This window comes from Bradyrhizobium sp. Ghvi, assembly GCF_900115265.1.
Taxonomy (GTDB): Bacteria; Pseudomonadota; Alphaproteobacteria; order Rhizobiales; family Xanthobacteraceae; genus Bradyrhizobium.
In genome coordinates this window covers 695,156-711,233 of the sequence record NZ_FOVU01000001.1, presented here as the reverse complement: position 1 = coordinate 711,233, position 16,078 = coordinate 695,156, and the positions used below count along the sequence as shown (strand labels likewise).

General features: G+C 64.1%; 15 protein-coding genes. 10 read left to right on the top strand and 5 right to left on the bottom strand.

Annotated features, from left to right (window positions below; translation table 11 throughout):
- The first annotated feature begins 6 nt into the window (after positions 1 to 6).
- From BM374_RS03385 to BM374_RS03370, 4 genes are read left to right on the top strand one after another with little or no spacing between them, the layout of a single operon-like run.
- On the top strand, positions 7 to 924 hold the full coding sequence (locus BM374_RS03385; RefSeq protein WP_092289133.1) for a branched-chain amino acid ABC transporter permease: 918 nt from the start codon (positions 7 to 9) through the stop codon (positions 922 to 924).
- Between the two features lie 13 nt (positions 925 to 937).
- The gene (locus tag BM374_RS03380) at positions 938 to 1,882 is read left to right on the top strand and encodes a branched-chain amino acid ABC transporter permease (protein WP_092289132.1); all 945 of its coding nucleotides are present in this window, start codon (positions 938 to 940) and stop codon (positions 1,880 to 1,882) included.
- Entirely contained in the window at positions 1,875 to 2,642 is a 768-nt protein-coding gene (locus BM374_RS03375) for an ABC transporter ATP-binding protein (protein WP_092289131.1), read from the top strand. Before BM374_RS03380 ends, BM374_RS03375 begins: the two co-directional genes overlap by 8 nt.
- The gene (locus BM374_RS03370) at positions 2,635 to 3,348 is read left to right on the top strand and encodes an ABC transporter ATP-binding protein (protein WP_092289130.1); all 714 of its coding nucleotides are present in this window, start codon (positions 2,635 to 2,637) and stop codon (positions 3,346 to 3,348) included. Before BM374_RS03375 ends, BM374_RS03370 begins: the two co-directional genes overlap by 8 nt.
- Positions 3,349 to 3,465: 117 nt before the next feature.
- Here BM374_RS03370 and BM374_RS03365 read toward each other — a convergent pair whose 3' ends face one another.
- Entirely contained in the window at positions 3,466 to 4,902 is a 1,437-nt protein-coding gene (locus BM374_RS03365) for a glutamine synthetase family protein (RefSeq protein WP_092289129.1), read from the bottom strand.
- A 112-nt stretch (positions 4,903 to 5,014) separates the two neighbouring features.
- Positions 5,015 to 6,373, bottom strand: coding sequence for an aromatic ring-hydroxylating dioxygenase subunit alpha (locus BM374_RS03360; RefSeq protein ID WP_092289128.1), 1,359 nt, complete (start codon positions 6,371 to 6,373; stop codon positions 5,015 to 5,017).
- Between the two features lie 114 nt (positions 6,374 to 6,487).
- Between BM374_RS03360 and BM374_RS03355 the strand changes: the two genes are divergently transcribed.
- Positions 6,488 to 7,273, top strand: coding sequence for an IclR family transcriptional regulator domain-containing protein (locus BM374_RS03355; RefSeq protein WP_092289127.1), 786 nt, complete (start codon positions 6,488 to 6,490; stop codon positions 7,271 to 7,273).
- A gap of 67 nt (positions 7,274 to 7,340) precedes the next feature.
- Positions 7,341 to 7,673: a PRC-barrel domain-containing protein gene (locus BM374_RS03350; RefSeq protein WP_092289126.1), complete on the top strand. Its 333-nt coding sequence runs from the start codon at positions 7,341 to 7,343 to the stop codon at positions 7,671 to 7,673.
- 31 nt (positions 7,674 to 7,704) lie between these two features.
- Here BM374_RS03350 and BM374_RS03345 read toward each other — a convergent pair whose 3' ends face one another.
- Together BM374_RS03345 and BM374_RS03340 are read right to left on the bottom strand one after the other, a co-directional pair.
- Complete coding sequence (locus BM374_RS03345; RefSeq protein WP_092289125.1) at positions 7,705 to 8,097, bottom strand: group II truncated hemoglobin; 393 nt, start codon at positions 8,095 to 8,097, stop codon at positions 7,705 to 7,707.
- 2 nt (positions 8,098 to 8,099) lie between these two features.
- Positions 8,100 to 9,008, bottom strand: a complete 909-nt coding sequence (locus BM374_RS03340; protein ID WP_092289124.1) for a helix-turn-helix transcriptional regulator — start codon at positions 9,006 to 9,008, stop codon at positions 8,100 to 8,102.
- A gap of 121 nt (positions 9,009 to 9,129) precedes the next feature.
- Between BM374_RS03340 and BM374_RS03335 the strand changes: the two genes are divergently transcribed.
- From BM374_RS03335 to boxB, 4 genes are all read left to right on the top strand, one after another.
- Positions 9,130 to 10,671, top strand: a complete 1,542-nt coding sequence (locus tag BM374_RS03335) for a benzoate-CoA ligase family protein (protein WP_092289123.1) — start codon at positions 9,130 to 9,132, stop codon at positions 10,669 to 10,671.
- 128 nt (positions 10,672 to 10,799) lie between these two features.
- The gene (locus BM374_RS03330; protein ID WP_092289122.1) at positions 10,800 to 11,612 is read left to right on the top strand and encodes an alpha/beta fold hydrolase; all 813 of its coding nucleotides are present in this window, start codon (positions 10,800 to 10,802) and stop codon (positions 11,610 to 11,612) included.
- Positions 11,613 to 11,735: 123 nt separating this feature from the next.
- Positions 11,736 to 13,424 carry a 2,3-epoxybenzoyl-CoA dihydrolase gene (gene boxC / locus BM374_RS03325; RefSeq protein WP_092289121.1) on the top strand — a complete coding sequence of 563 codons (1,689 nt, stop codon included), beginning with the start codon at positions 11,736 to 11,738 and terminating at the stop codon, positions 13,422 to 13,424.
- Between the two features lie 149 nt (positions 13,425 to 13,573).
- A complete protein-coding gene (boxB, locus tag BM374_RS03320; protein ID WP_092289120.1) occupies positions 13,574 to 15,025 on the top strand; it encodes a benzoyl-CoA 2,3-epoxidase subunit BoxB in 1,452 nt (483 codons plus the stop codon).
- Positions 15,026 to 15,201: 176 nt separating this feature from the next.
- Here the strand turns inward: boxB and BM374_RS03315 are convergent, their stop codons facing one another.
- Entirely contained in the window at positions 15,202 to 16,002 is an 801-nt protein-coding gene (locus BM374_RS03315) for an SDR family oxidoreductase (RefSeq protein WP_092289119.1), read from the bottom strand.
- Between the last annotated feature and the right edge of the window lie 76 nt (positions 16,003 to 16,078).

Here is a 16,078-nt window from a genome sequence, read left to right as displayed (position 1 = left end):
GCTTTGATGCTGCTCGTCGTCGAACAGTTCTTGAACGGATTGCAGTTCGGTCTGCTGCTGTTCCTGCTCGCCGCCGGCCTGACGCTGGTGTTCGGGATCATGGATCTCGTCAACCTCGCGCACGGCTCGCTCTACATGATGGGTGCCTATTTCGCCGCGACTTTCGCGGCGTGGACCGGCAGCTTCCTGCTTGGCGCGCTGCTGGCGCTGGGGGCGACATTGGTGCTCGGCATCGTGCTGGAAATGAGTGCGCTGCGGCATCTCTACGGGCGCGACCATCTCGACCACGTGCTCGCGACCTTCGGCCTGATCCTGTTCTTCAACGAGGCCGTGCGTCTGATCTGGGGCCCGGCCGGCCTGGCGCTGCCGCTGCCGGCCTGGCTGACCGTGCCGGTGCCGATCCTGCCCGGCATTCACTATCCGGCCTACCGCCTCGCCATCATCGTCGTGGCGCTGCTGGTGGCCCTTTTGCTCTATCTCGGCGTGATGCGCACGCGCATCGGCATGCTGATCCGCGCCGGCGCCTCCAACCGGGAGATGATTGGCGCGCTCGGCATCAACATCAAGTTGCTCTACACGCTGGTGTTCGGTCTCGGGGCCGCGCTCGCTGGCCTTGCCGGCCTGATGCAGGCGCCGATCCTCACCGTGCAGATCGGCATGGGTGAGAACATCTTGATCCTCGCCTTCGTCATCATCGTCATCGGAGGTATCGGCTCGATCCGCGGCGCGTTCCTCGCTGCGATCTTCGTCGGCATGATCGACACGCTCGGCCGCGCCTTCCTGCCGAATCTGCTGCGGGAGGTGCTGAGTGGCGCCGCTGCCTCCACTGCCGCGCCTGCGCTGTCCTCCATGCTGATCTACCTCCTGATGGCGATCGTGCTGGTGGTGCGGCCGGAGGGGCTGTTTCCGGCCAGTCGCCGATGAAGAGCTTGCGTCGATGAAGGGTTTGAGCGTGAGCAAGGCCGTCACGGCCCTGATGTTGGCAGGCCTCGTGCTGCTGCCGCTCTATTCGTATCTCTCCGGCAACATCTTCATCCTGACCCTGTTCACCCGCATCGTCATCCTGGCGCTCGCGGCAGCCAGCCTCAACCTCATCATGGGCTTTGGCGGCATGATGAGCTTTGGCCACGCCGCCTATCTCGGCATCGGGGGTTACGCCGTCGGTATGTTGGCGCAGGAAGGCGTTGGAAGCGGCTTCATCCAGTTTCCGGTCGCGCTGGCAGCCTCCGCGGTCTATGCGCTGGTGATCGGCGCGCTCTCTTTGCGCACCCGCGGCGTCTATTTCATCATGATCACGCTCGCCTTCGCGCAGATGGCCTACTACGTCGCCTCGGGGCTGGCCCGTTACGGCGGCGATGACGGCCTCACCGTCTACAACCGCAGCGACTTCTCCGGCCTGGTCAACCTCTCGAACCGCACGCAGTTCTACTATCTCTGCCTTGCCTGCCTGTTCGGCGTGATCTTCCTGGTCTGGCGCATCGTCAATTCGCGTTTCGGCCTCGTCGTGCAGGGCCTGCGTTCCAACGAGCAGCGCATGCAGGCGATCGGCTTTCCCGCAAAACGCTACCAACTCGCCTGCTTCGTCATATCAGGTACGATGTGTGGCCTCGCCGGCGCGCTGCTTGCCAACAACACCGACTTCGTCAGCCCGGCCGTGATGTACTGGACTCGCTCTGGCGACCTCATGGTGATGGTCATCCTCGGCGGCATGGGCACGCTGTTCGGCCCCGTCATGGGTGCGGTGGTCTATCTGCTGCTGGAGGAGTTCCTGTCGCAGATCACCGAATATTGGGCGCTGATCATGGGCCCGCTTTTGCTGCTGATCGTGCTGTTCGGCCGCGGCGGCATCATGGGGCTGCTCGGGAGGGTCGGTCGTGGCTGAGCCGCTGCTCCGCGTCGAAAAGCTGGTGCGCCGGTTCGGCGGCATCGTCGCCACCGATCACGTCTCGCTCGACGTCGCGGCGGGTGAGCTGCATGCCATTATCGGCCCCAACGGCGCCGGCAAAACCACGCTGATCAGTCAGCTCACCGGACATCTCGATCCGCATTCCGGCAGCGTCACGCTCGCGGGGCGCGACATCACCTATCTGCCGGCCTATCGCCGCTGTGCGCTCGGACTTGCACGTTCGTTCCAGATCACCTCGCTGCTGCTCGACTTCACGGCCGCCGACAATGTCGCACTGGCGGCGCAGGCCCATGCCGGCACTTCGTTCCGCTTCTTCGCCAACGCGCGGAAGGAGAAGGGCCTGCGCGATGCGGCTCATGCTGCGCTCGACCGCGTCGGCCTTGCCCACCGCGCCGACGTCGTCGCGTCCAAGCTCAGCCATGGCGAACGGCGCGAGCTCGAACTCGCGGTCGCTCTCGCGAGCAAGCCGAAGCTCCTATTGCTTGACGAGCCCATGGCGGGCCTCGGCGTCACCGAGTCCCAGCGCATGGTGAAGCTGCTGCAGGAGCTGCGCAAGGAGGTCTCGATCGTGCTGGTCGAGCACGACATGCCGGCGGTGTTCGCGCTCGCCGACCGAATCTCGGTGCTGGTCTATGGCCGCCTCATCGCCTCCGGCGATCCCGCCTCGATCCGTGCCAACGAAGACGTCAAGCGCGCCTATCTCGGCGACCAGCATGTGGTGACGCACCATGGCTGACACGCTGCTCGAGGTCGACGGCATCGAGACCTGCTATGGCCTTTCCCAGGTGCTGTTCGGCCTGTCCCTGTCGATCAAATCAGGCGAGATGGTCTCGCTGATGGGGCGCAACGGCATGGGCAAGACCACGACCATCCGCTCCATCATGGGCCTGACGCCAGCACGCGCGGGCAGCATTCGCTTTGCGGGCACCGAGGTGCGCCAGCTCCCGTCCTACCGGATCGCCAAGCTAGGCATCGGGCTCGTGCCGGAGGGGCGCCAGATCTTTCCGAACCTGACCGTCCGAGAAAATCTGGTCGCTGCCGCTGCCGATCGCTTCGGCAGCGCCAATCCCTGGACGTTAGCTGCTATCTACGTGCTGTTTCCGCGGCTCGCTGAACGCGCCGCCAACATGGGCAACCAGCTCTCCGGCGGCGAGCAGCAGATGCTCGCCATCGGTCGCGCACTGATGACCAATCCAAAGCTCCTGATTCTGGATGAGGCCACCGAGGGCCTTGCACCGTTGATCCGCGAGGAGATCTGGCACTGCCTGTCGCTGCTGAAGAGCCGGGGCCAGTCGATCCTGGTCGTCGACAAGAACGTCGACCACCTCGCCCGCATCTGCGACCGCCACACCATCATCGAGCGCGGCAGGACCGTGTGGAGCGGCACCTCGAACGAGCTGATGGCCGAGCCGGATTTGCAGCACAAATATCTGGGGATTTAAGCTCCCGCTCTTTCCCCGTCATTGCGAGCGCAGCAAAGCAATCCAGAATCTCTCTGCGGAGGGATTCTGGATCGCCTCGTCGCTCCGCTCCTCGCAATGACGGAGGAGACAGTCCGACTAAAACATCTCGAAATACTCGCGATGCTCCCAGTCGGTCACTTCAGCCAGGAAACGGTCGATCTCGGCGTTCTTGATGTGAGTGTAATAGTCGACGAATTCCGCGCCGAACTTTTCGCGGAAGAACGGATCGTCCTTGAGCGCGGAGACCGCGTCGCGCAGGCTCTTTGGCAGCAGCGGCGCCTTGGTCTCGTAGGGCGTGTCGGCGGACGGGCCCGGATCGAGCTTGCGATCGATGCCGTCGAGGCCCGACAGGATCTGGGCTGCCATGTAGAGGTAGGGATTGGCGGCCGGTTCGCCGACGCGGTTTTCGAGGCGCGTCGCGGCATCGCCCGTGCCGCCGAGCACGCGGATCATCACGCCTCTGTTATCGCGGCCCCAAATCGCGCGATCAGGCGCCAGCGAATAGGAGCGGTAGCGCTTGTAGCCGTTGATGGTCGGCGTGGTGAACACGGTCGCGGCGCGGGCGTGATCGAGCAGGCCGGCGAGATAGGCGCGACCGAACGCGCTGAGCGGCTCGGCGCCGTCCTTCGCCATGAACTGGTTCTCGCCGCTCGTGCGTGAGATGACCGATTGATGCAGGTGCCAGCCGCTCGCGAACAGGTTCGGCAGCTTTGGCCGGCACATGAAGGTGGCGTGATAGCCGTGCCGACGCGCGATCTGCTTCACGGCAGAGCGAAACAGCACCATGTTGTCGGCGGGCTCCATGCCCTTCCTCGGCGCGAAGGTGAACTCGCATTGGCTCGGCCCGAACTCGACCTCGACCGAGCGCAAGGGCAGCCCGAGCGCGACGATGTCGCGGCGCAGAATCTCCAGCACCGGCTCCATCTGATCAAAACGCTGCTCGGTGAGGTATTGATAACCGTGGCTGAGCAGGCTCACCGACGGCGGCGTGCCCGGCTGCCCGGCGTCCTCCGCGCGCATATGGGGTTCGTCGAGCCTGAAGATGTGGAATTCGACCTCGAGCCCTGCGACGAAATCATGGCCACGGCTTCCGAGCTCGTCGAGCACCCTGCGATAAAGCCCGCGCGTCGCGAACGGCACCGGGCGGCCGTCATTGAAATAGAGATCGCACAGCACCCAGCCCGTCGACGGCGCCCAAGGCAGCACGCGGAATGTGGTGGGATCGGCGACCATCAGCACGTCGGCCGCGCCCTCCATCTCCTTCATGCCGAAGCCGCCGCCTGACGTGAACACCGGAAACACCGTGCGATGCGAAGTGTCCTTGGCCAGCATGGTGGTGGTGATGGAGCAGCCGCCTTCCAGCGAGGCCATCGCCTCGGAGGCGATGATGGTCTTGCCGCGCAAGATGCCGTGCTGGTCCGGGAAGGCGAGGCGGATGACCTCGAGATTCCTCTCCTCGACAAGACGGCGCATCCGTGCCGCCGCGTCCTTCTGCTCATCCGACCACAGCGCATGGCGCGCGACGAAAGTCACTTTGGTTGCTCCTTGCTAGCTTGTCATTCCGGGGCTCGCGAAGCGAGAACCCGGAATCTCGAGCTTCCGGGTTCGATGCTAGCGCATCGCCCCGGAACGACGGTGCCTCAAATCACTCCGCAGCCGTCAGCCGGTGCACCTTGCCCTCGATCTCCTTCGGCACCGGCGCGGTCCATGGCGCGCCGCGGCGGCGCTTGACGTCGACTTCCATCCAATAGGTCTCCCAGCCGCGCGTTGGGCCGATACCGTCCATCGTCGCCGGACCCTGGATGCTGCGCGCATTGGCCTCGTCCAGAAACAGCATCGGCTTCTCGCCGCCGCCGACCTTCTCGATCTCCTGCCGGAGCAGGCGGCGATATTGCACGATCGCCTTGTCGCTCGAACCGAGATGCTCTTTGGTGCGGTCCTGGATCGCGCCCATCGATTCCACCGCCCACTGGTCATGGACGTTGATGTCGGTGCCCATGCCGGTATAGGTCGCGGTTCTCTGCTCGTGCGGGTCGAAGCCGTAATCGTTGTTGCGGTTCTTGCGCGAGATGTAGTCGGGCAGCTCGTAGAGCTCGAGCCGCTGGTCGCGCATCTTCTGCTTGTCGACCGGGTTCGTGTAGCTGGTGAAGATCGCGTACCAGTAGCAGTTCTCGTCGTCGACAGGCACATGCCACTGCGTGATCGTCATCTCCGTGCTCATGGGAATGACGAAGCCGTGCGGGAAGAGCTGGTTGGTGACGCGCACATGCGTGCGCTCCTCGTCGATCTCGCGCAGCGCGATCAGCCGCAGGCCGTATTCGGTGTGCTCGACATTGATGATCGGCCGGTCGTACTCGCGCAGGATCTTGGTCATCGGCAGATCGCTTCCGGCGGAGGCGCCGCGGAACTGCTTGCCGTAGGCGGTCGAGGTGTCCTCGTCCTCGAAGAAGCGATGCAGATAGGAGGCGTGGGCGGGATCGATGCCGACCTCCAGCGCCTGGAGCCAGTTGCAGGCCATGTGACCCTTGAAGGCGAAGGTGTGGGAGCCGGGCGCCACGAAGCAGTCGATCTCCGGAAAGGCCGGCGGTTCGCCTTCGCCGAGATAGGCCCACAGGATGCCGCTCTTCTCCACCACGGGATAGGAGCGCTGGCGGATGTTCTGGCAGAGCTTCGAATCCTTCGGCTCGGCCGGCGTGTCGATGCACTGGCCTGACGCGTCGAACAGCCAGCCATGGAAGGCACAGCGCAGGCCGCCATGCTCGAGTCGCCCAAAGGCGAGGTCGGCGCCGCGATGGGCGCAATGGCGATCGATCAGGCCGTAACGCCCCGTCTCGTCGCGGAACAGCACCAAATTCTCGTCGAGCAATTTGACCGGTCGGATCGGCCGCGCGCCCTCCAGTTCATCGACCAGCGCGGCCGGCTGCCAGTAGCTCCGCATCAGCTTGCCGCACGGATCTTTCGGGCCGGTGCGGGTGATCAGGTCGTTCTGCTCCTGGCTCATCATGGCAGTAGCATCCTCCTGTGGAGTGGCGTTTGTTCGCCTATTGAACGAATGGGCGAATTATGACATGTCTTGGATCGGCAGCAAGCACTATTTTGCAGGACGATCCCGACCCCAATGCCCAAGCCGAAGCGGACCGAGACGGACGAGCGGGCGACGGATTTCGTCGAAGCCCTCGATCGCGGCCTCCGCCTGCTCCAGTGTTTTGGAACGTATACGGGCCCGATGACGCTGAGCGATCTGGCCCGCGCCGCCGACCTCCCCCGGGCCACCGCGCGGCGCATGCTGTTCACGCTGCAGCGTGGCGGTTTCGTCAGCGGTGACGGAAAGCTGTTCTCGCTGACGCCGCATGTGCTGACCTTGGCGGCGTCCTATCTTCGCTCCAACCAGCTGGTCACGGTGCTGCAGCCGGTGCTCGATCGTATCGCGACCGCGGCCAACGAAATCTCCTCGCTCGCGGTGCTCGATTGCGACGAGGTCGTATTCATCGCGCGCAGCAGCCCGGCGCGGATGTTCTCCGGCGGATTGGAGATCGGTTACCGGCTGCCGGCGTTCTGCACCTCGGTCGGCCGCGCCATGCTCGGCCAGCTCAACGATGCAGATCTCGCGGTGCGCCTGAAGACGATGAAGCGCGAGGCGCTGACGCCGCAAACGGTGACCGACGCCAGGACGCTGCTCGCGCGCATCTCGGCCGATCGCGCTCAGGGCTATTCGCTGGTCGACCGCGAAGCCGAGCCGCATTTCCGTTCGATCTCGGTGCCCGTGCGCCGCTACGACGACGTGATCGTCGCCGCCATCAACATGAGCGCCCATATCGATCGCGTGCCCGCGCAGGAACTGGTCGACCGCTTCCTGCCACTGTTGCGGGAGGGGGCGGAGGCGGTGCGCTCGCAGCTTCTGTAGCTGCATTCCCGTCGCCTCGAAACCGGTGCTATAATGGTCGCAAGCACAAGAGAACAGGGAGTACGCCATGAACCACACCATGGTTCCCAGTGATCGCGTGGAGCACGTCACCGTCTTTGGGCGCGACGGTACCAAGCTCGGCACGATCGAGCGGCTGATGCTCGACAAGATGAGTGGAACGGTCGCCTATGCCGTGATCAAGACCGGTGGCCTGCTCGGCATGCAACACCACTATCCTGTCCAGTGGAGCGCGCTGAAATACGATCCCAGACGTCAGGCATTCCACGTCGAGATGACGCTGGACGAGCTCAGCAGCGGCCCATGCGAGTTCGATGGCGACGCGTTCGACTGGGGCGACCGCTCGCGGCCCTACCCGCATCCGCATTACTGGTCGGTCTAGGTCGTAATGCAGTCTTCGGGCTACGGCTGCGCTAGCGGTTGCGCATCCAGTCGGCGAGGCCGGATATCGCCTTGTCGAGATCGTGCCGTGCGGCGGCGTCGGTGATCGTCTCCTCCATCGCGCCACGCATGCAGAGCATCCAGGCATCGCGCTCGGCATCACCGATAGCAAAACCGAAATGGCGTTGGCGCAGCCGTGGATGGCCCTTTTCGGGGGTATAGAGGCGCGGCCCGCCGGTCCATTCGTTCAGGTAGCGCTTCAGCACGTCCGTGATCAGGCCGAGATCATCCGCATGCATGGCGCGGATCACCTTTGCCTCCGGCAGCGTATCCATGCGCTCGTAGAACCTGTCGACCAGGCGGTCGATCGTGGCACTGCCGCCGATCCGCTCGAACATGGAGAGGGTGACGTCACTAACGGTCATCGCTACAGCGCCACGGTGCGCAGCCCAAAGCTGCGGGCTTCGTTCTGCAGCACCGGGCGCACCGCATCGATCAGCCTTGCCGCGGCCGCATCGACGGAAAGACCCGCGGTATCCACCACAGCGGTCGCGCGTGCATAGAGCGGCTCGCGGCTGAGCAGGATGTTGCGCAGCTCGGCCATCGCGGAGCGGTCGTCGGCCATCGGGCGCAGATCGCCCTGGCGCCGCACGCGGGCCATGTGCTCCTCCGGCTCGGCCTTCAGCCAGATCGTGTAGAAGGAGGTCAGGATCTGGTCGAAGGTCAGCGGCTCCGAGACGATGCCGCCGCCGGTCGCCAGCACCATCAGCTCGTTGCGCGCGAGCAGCTGCTGAAGCGCTGCCTGCTCCATGCGCCGAAAGCCTTCCTGGCCGTAGAGCGCGATGATCTCGGCTACGGAGAGCCCGTTCTGCTGCTCGACCTCCTTGTTGAGCTCGACGAAGCTCCAGCCGATCTTTTTCGCCAGCATCCGCCCGAGCGTCGATTTGCCGGCGCCGCGCAGGCCGATCAGCGCGATGCCGCAGAACGGCGCGCGTCGTGGCGTGGTTGCGCTGCCGCCGGCGAGCAGGTCCTTTGCTTGCGCGATCTGCGCCGGCGTCGCCTTGCGCAGGAGATCGCGAAACATCTGCCAGTCCGGCGTCGGATCGGCCGAGGGGAGCAGATCTTCCAGATGCGCGCCCATCGCGGCGGAGACGCGGCGCAACAGCACGATGGAGACGTTGCCCTTGCCGCTCTCCAGCTGAGCGATGTAGCGCTCCGAAATCCCTGATACCTTGGCGAGCACTTTGCGCGACATGCCGCGCACTGCGCGCATGGTGCGCACGCGCTGGCCCAGTTGTTCGAGGAATTGGGATTCGGCGTCGGGACTGTCGGTCATGAGCCTTCTTTACAGCTGTCCTGCGGCGCGTTTTAATGAAACATAGTGCCTGCTGGCATTGACAGCAAGCCGCCGCAGTGTCTTTCTATGAATTATAATTCAAAATTCGGGGGAGACGACCGTGAGCGAGGGATCCTACAACGCGGTGACCTGGCTGCTCGACCGCAATGTCGAGGAGGGCAGGGGAGGCAAGCTCGCCTTCGATGACACCGTCTCGCGGCTCACCTACGGCGAGCTCCAGCGCGAGACGCGGCGGGCTGCCAACATGCTGCGCCGGCTCGACGTCCGCCGCGAGGAGCGCGTGGCGATGATCATGCTGGACACGGTCGACTTCCCGATCGTGTTCCTCGGTGCGATCCGCGCCGGCATTGTGCCGGTACCGCTCAACACGCTGCTGACCGCTGATCAATACGCCTACATCCTCGCCGACTGCCGCGCCCGCGTGCTGTTCGTCTCTGAGGCGCTCTATCCCGTCATCAAGGACGTCGTCGGCCGCATGCCCGATCTCGAACATGTCGTGGTCTCCGGCGCCAAGCAGAACGGCCACAAGCAGCTTGCGGAAGAGCTCGCCGGCGAGAGCGACCAGTTCACCACAGCCGCGACGCATCCGGATGAGCCGGCATTCTGGCTCTATTCGTCCGGCTCGACCGGCATGCCCAAGGGCGTGCGCCATATCCATTCGAATTTGCAGGCGACCGCCGACACCTACGCCAAGCAGGTGCTCGGCATTCGCGAGAGCGACGTCTGCCTCTCCGCTGCAAAACTGTTCTTCGCCTACGGCCTCGGCAACGCGTTGACCTTCCCGATGTCGGTCGGCGCCAGCGTCATCCTGAACAGCGAGCGGCCGACGCCGGCGCGCATGTTCGACCTGATGAACCGCTACAACCCGTCGATCTTCTACGGCGTGCCGACATTGTTCGCGGCCATGCTCAACGACGAAGCGATGAAGAGCGAACGCGGTGGAAGCGCTTTACGCATCTGCACCTCGGCTGGCGAAGCGCTGCCGGAATCCGTCGGCAACAGCTGGAAGGCACGCTTCGGCGTCGACATTTTGGACGGCGTCGGCTCGACCGAGCTGCTGCACATCTTCCTCTCGAACGCGCCGGGAGACATCAAATACGGCTCATCAGGCAAGCCGGTGCCGGGTTATGCGGTGCGGCTCGTCAACGAGGCCGGCCAGGACGTCGCCGATGGCGAGGTCGGCGAGCTGCTGGTCGATGCGCCCTCGGCCGGCGAGGGCTACTGGAATCAGCGCCACAAGAGCCGCCGCACCTTCGAGGGGCCGTGGACGCGCACCGGTGACAAATATGTTCGCGACGCGGACGGCCGCTACACCTTCTGCGGCCGCGCCGACGACATGTTCAAGGTGTCAGGCATCTGGGTCTCGCCGTTTGAGGTCGAGAGTGCACTGATCACGCATCCGGCGGTGCTGGAAGCCGCGGTCGTGCCTGAGGCCGATCCTGAAGGTCTGTTGAAGCCAAAAGCTTTCGTCGTACTGCGTCCAGGCGCGAAGACGACGAACTTGCAGGAGATGCTCAAGGAGCACGTCAAGCAGAAGATCGGCCCGTGGAAATATCCACGCTGGATCGACGTGGTGGATTCGCTGCCGAAAACAGCGACGGGAAAGATCCAGCGGTTCAAGCTGCGCGAGGGTGCGAATTAGTGAGTTCGTCATTCCGGGGCGATGCGAAGCATCGAACCCGGAACCTCGAGCCACAAAGCTAATCTCGAGATTCCGGATCAACTCGCGTTGCGAGTTGTCCGGAATGACGGAGTGAATGGATACAGAGCATGACCAACCTCACCCCCACCGGCGTCCTCAGTATCAACAGCGCCAGCCTCGAATACATCTGGCTCGCGCCGCAGGTTGCCGACGCGCCGACCATCGTCCTGCTGCACGAAGGCCTCGGCTCAGTCGGCTTGTGGGGCGACTTCCCCGAGAAGCTTCAACAGGCCACCGGTGCGGGCATCTTCGCCTATTCACGCGCAGGCTACGGTCAGTCGAGCCCGGTGACGTTGCCGCGGCCGCTCGATTACATGCAGCGCGAGGCGCTCGACGTCTTGCCAAGGGTGCTCGACGCGATTCCGTTCAAGCGCGGCCTCCTGCTCGGCCATTCCGACGGCGCCTCGATCGCAGCGATCTATGCCGGTTCACATCAGGATCATCGCTTGCAGGGCATCGCGCTGATCGCGCCGCATTTCATCGTCGAAGACATCTCGGTGAAATCCATCGCCGCGATCAAGGCCACGTATGAGACCACGGACCTCAGGACGAAACTGGCGCGCTGGCACAAGGATGTCGACAACGCGTTCTATGGCTGGAACGGCGCCTGGCTCGATCCGAAATTCCGCGACTGGGATATCTCGGATCATCTCGCCTATATCCGCGTGCCCGTGATGGTTCTGCAAGGCGCGGACGACCAGTACGGGACGCTGCGCCAGGCCGAGATCGCGCAGGAGGAATGTTACTGCCCGGTCGACCTGAAGATCATTGCGGGCGCAGCGCATTCGCCGCATCGCGAGGCGGCTGGGCCGACGCTCGAGGCTATCGCGCAGTTTGCGAAGGCCGCCTTGCGTGACGATCCCGGCCTCCAGGCCGCGTGAGGCTCACGGGGCGGATGAAGCAAAGTGCATATCAGACCCAAATTCGGGGCTAGACTTACCCAATAAGATGCATTATTGTGCATCTAACGCTCCAGACCACATAATCAAGCTCAAGGGTGGCCCATGGCCGGGGAAGATCGGCGCCTCGCAGGCGGCGCGACATTCATCGATTTCCAGACCGAACCGTCCCGCTACAAGCACTGGAAGCTGGCGGTCGAAGATGGCGTCGCGACGCTGACCATGGACGTCGACGAGAATGGCGGTCTGTTCGAGGGCTATCTCCTCAAGCTCAATTCCTACGATCTCGGCGTCGACATCGAACTTGCCGACGCGCTCCAGCGGCTGCGCTTCGAGTATCCCGAGGTGAAGGTCGTGGTGATGCGCTCGGCCAAGAACCGGGTGTTCTGCGCCGGCGCCAACATCCGCATGCTCGCGGGCTCCACGCATGCTCACAAAGTGAACTTCTGCAAGTTCACCAACGAGACCCGCAATGGCATGGAAGACTCGTCGGAGAATTCCGGCCAGCGCTTCATCACCGTGGTGAATGGCTCGGCCGCCGGTGGCGGCTATGAGCTGGCGCTCGCGACCGACCACATCATTCTCGCCGATGATGGCTCATCCGCGGTTGCGCTGCCCGAGGTGCCGCTGCTCGCCGTGCTGCCCGGCACCGGCGGGCTGACGCGCGTCGTCGACAAGCGCAAGGTGCGCCGCGACCACGCTGATTTCTTCTGCACCATCGAGGAAGGCGTGAAGGGCAAGCGCGCCGTGCAGTGGCGCCTCGTCGACGAGATCGCGCCGAACTCCAAGCTCGAAGCCAAGATCGCCGAGCGCGCCAAGGAGTTCGCGGCGGCCTCGAAACGCGCCGGCAGCGGCAAGGGCATCGCGCTGACCCCGCTCAAGCGCCTGATCGACGAAAACAGCATCCGCTATGGCTTCGTCACCGTCGACATCGATCGCGCCGCACGCATCGCCACCATCTCGATCAAGGCGCCTGAGGCTGCACCGCCCGCCGACATCGACGGCATGATGGCGCTGGGAGCCTCGTTCTGGCCGTTGCAAGTCGCGCGTGAGCTCGACGACGCCATCCTGCACCTGCGCATCAATGAGCTCGAGATCGCGATGCTGGTGTTCAAGAGCCATGGCGACCGCGCCCATGTGCTCGCATCCGACGCCTTCCTCGAAGCCAACAAGGCGCATTGGCTGGTCAACGAGATCAGGCATTATTGGAAGCGCGTGCTCAAGCGCATCGATGTCACTTCGCGCACGCTGGTCACGCTGGTCGAGCCCGGCTCGTGTTTTGCCGGCACGCTCGCCGAGCTCGTGTTCGCCGCCGACCGCTCCTACATGCTGATCGGCACGCGCCAGGGCGACAATCAGCCGCCGCCGTCGATCGAATTGTCGGCCATGAACTTCGGTCCCTATCCGATGAGCCACGGCCTGACGCGGCTACAGTCGCGCTTCCAGGCCGATCCATCCGATGTCGAGCGCGCGGAAGCGACGATCGGGACGAGCCTGGACGCGGAGGAGGCTGAGGAGCTCGGGCTCGTCACCTTCGCGCTCGACGACATCGACTGGGACGACGAGGTTCGCGTGTTCCTGGAGGAGCGCGCCAGCTTCTCGCCCGACAGCCTCACCGGCATGGAAGCGAGCCTGCGCTTCGTCGGCCCCGAGACCATGGAATCAAAAATCTTCGCGCGCCTCACCGCCTGGCAGAACTGGATCTTCCAGCGCCCCAATGCGGTCGGCGAGGAGGGCGCGCTGCGCCGCTACGGCAGCGGCCAGAAGCCGAAATTCGACATGACGCGGGTTTGACGACTTTCTTCTCCCGGGCGCGGCGCAGCGCGAAGCGGTGCGACGTAGAACCGGGACCCAGACGGACCAGCCAATAGGTCCCGGCTCAGCAGTGCAGCACTTCGCGCCGCACTGCGTCCGGGACACGAGACGGAGCAAGGAGCACGGCCATGAACATGAACATCATGAACGTCGACTACTCGACCAAGATTCCGAACAACGTGAATCTCGCCGAAGACCGCCAGGTGCTCAAGGCCCTTGAGGGCTGGCATCCCGGCTACATGGACTGGTGGAGCGACATGGGGCCGGAGGGCTTCCAGGAATCGCTGGTGTACCTGCGCACCGCTTACTCCGTCGATCCGCGCGGCTGGGCCAAGTTCGACTATGTCCGCATGCCCGAATATCGCTGGGGCATTCTGCTGGCGCCGCAGGAAGAAAATCGCGTCGTGCCGTTCGGTGAGCATTATGGCGAACCGGCCTGGCAGGAAGTTCCCGGCGAGCATCGCGCCATGCTGCGCCGCCTGATCGTGATCCAGGGCGACACCGAACCCGCCTCGGTCGAGCAGCAGCGCCATCTCGGCAAGACAGCGCCCTCGCTCTACGACATGCGCAATTTGTTCCAGGTCAATGTCGAGGAAGGCCGTCACCTCTGGGCGATGGTCTATCTGCTGCAGAAATATTTCGGCCGCGACGGCCGTGAGGAGGCCGACGAGTTGTTGCGCCGTCGCTCGGGCGATGCCGATGCGCCGCGCATGCTGGGCGCCTTCAACGAGGCGACGCCGGACTGGCTGTCCTTCTTCATGTTCACTTACTTCACCGACCGCGACGGCAAGATGCAGTTGCATAGCCTCGCGCAGTCCGGCTTCGATCCGTTGTCACGCACCTGCCGCTTCATGCTGACCGAAGAAGCGCACCACATGTTCGTCGGCGAGACCGGCATCACCCGGGTCGTGCAGCGCACCTGCGATGCGATGCGGCAGGCCGGCATCACCGATCCCACCGACATCGCCAAGGTCCGCGCGCTCGGGGTCATCGATCTTCCGACCATCCAGAAGAAGCTGAACCTGCACTACACCTTGTCGCTCGACCTGTTCGGCTCGGAAGTCTCGACCAACGCGGCGAATGCCTTCAATGCCGGCATCAAGGGCCGCTACCACGAGACCCAGATCGACGACGATCATCAGCTCAAGAATTCCACCTATCCGGTGCTGAAGTTCATCAACGGCGAGATCAAGCTGGTCGACGAGCCGGCGCTGACCGCGCTCAACATGCGCCTGCGCGACGACTACAGCCAGGATTGCGTCAAGGGCATGCTGCGCTGGAATAAGGTAATCTCGACCGCCGGCTACGATTTCAAGCTGACCTTGCCCAATGTCGCCTTCCATCGCCACATCGGCGAGTTCAAGGACGTGCACGCCACGCCCGAGGGCATTTTGATCGACGACGCCACCTGGGCCAAGCGCAAGGACGAGTGGCTGCCCTCGGCGAACGACGGCGACTTCATCACTTCGCTGATGCAGCCCGTCACCGAAATCGGCCAGTTCGCCTCCTGGATCTCGCCGCCGAAGGTCGGTATCGACAACAAGCCGGGCGATTTCGAGTACGTGAAGATCGAGTCGTAAGGGCCGCCGGCGAGGCGCAACGCTCTCGCTACACGAAGACTGTCATCACCCGCGAAAGCGGGTGATCAGTATTCCAGAGGCCGCAGTGATTGAGCGGATGGGCCGCGGCGTACTGGATGCCCCGCCTACGCGGGGCATGACAGCCGGCGTGGGGCGGGTGGGCCGCGCCGACCCCCTTACCCCGCGATCTCCAGCCCCGCATTCGCATACACCACGCCGCCATCCACTGCGATGGTGTTGCCCACCACGTAATCTCCGGCGCGCGAGGCGAGATAGATCGCGACGCCCGCCATGTCCTCGTCGGTGCCGATGCGCCGCGCTGGAATGCGCTTTGCGACTTCATCCGAATGGTCGCGCGCAGCGCGGTTCATGTCCGATTTGAACGCGCCCGGCGCGATCGCGGTGACGTTGATGTTGTCCTTGATCAGCTTCGTTGCCAGGCGTCGCGTCAGATGAATCACCGCGGCCTTGCTCGCGGCATAGGAATAGGTCTCGCCCGGATTGACGAAGATGCCGTCGACCGAGGCGATGTTGATGACCTTGGCGGGCCGCGCGTGCGAGGCCGCCGCGCGCAGCGGTTTTGCCAATGCCTTGGTCAGGAAGAACAGCGATTTGACGTTGAGATCCATCACCTTGTCCCAGCCGCTTTCGGGGAATTCGTCGAACTCCGCGCCCCAGGCCGCGCCGGCATTGTTGACGAGAATATCGAGCTTCGGCTCCAGCCTGATGATCTCGGAGGCCAGCTTGTTGCAGCCATCGACCGTCGAGATGTCGATCGGCAGCGCGATGCATTCGCCGTCATATTGCGCCGAGAGCTCTTTCGCGGTGGCTTCGCAAGGGGCCGCCTTGCGCGCGGTGATGTAGACTTTTGCAGCGCCGGCACCGAGAAATCCGGCCGCGATCATCTTGCCGATGCCGCGCGAGCCGCCGGTCACGAGTGCGATGCGGCCCTTGAGCGAAAACAGATCGTTGGACATGATGCCTCCCTTGGTTGGCGACGTTTTGAGCGCGGCGGGGAGGGGAGTCAACTCGGTGTTGCCCCGGCGAAGGCCG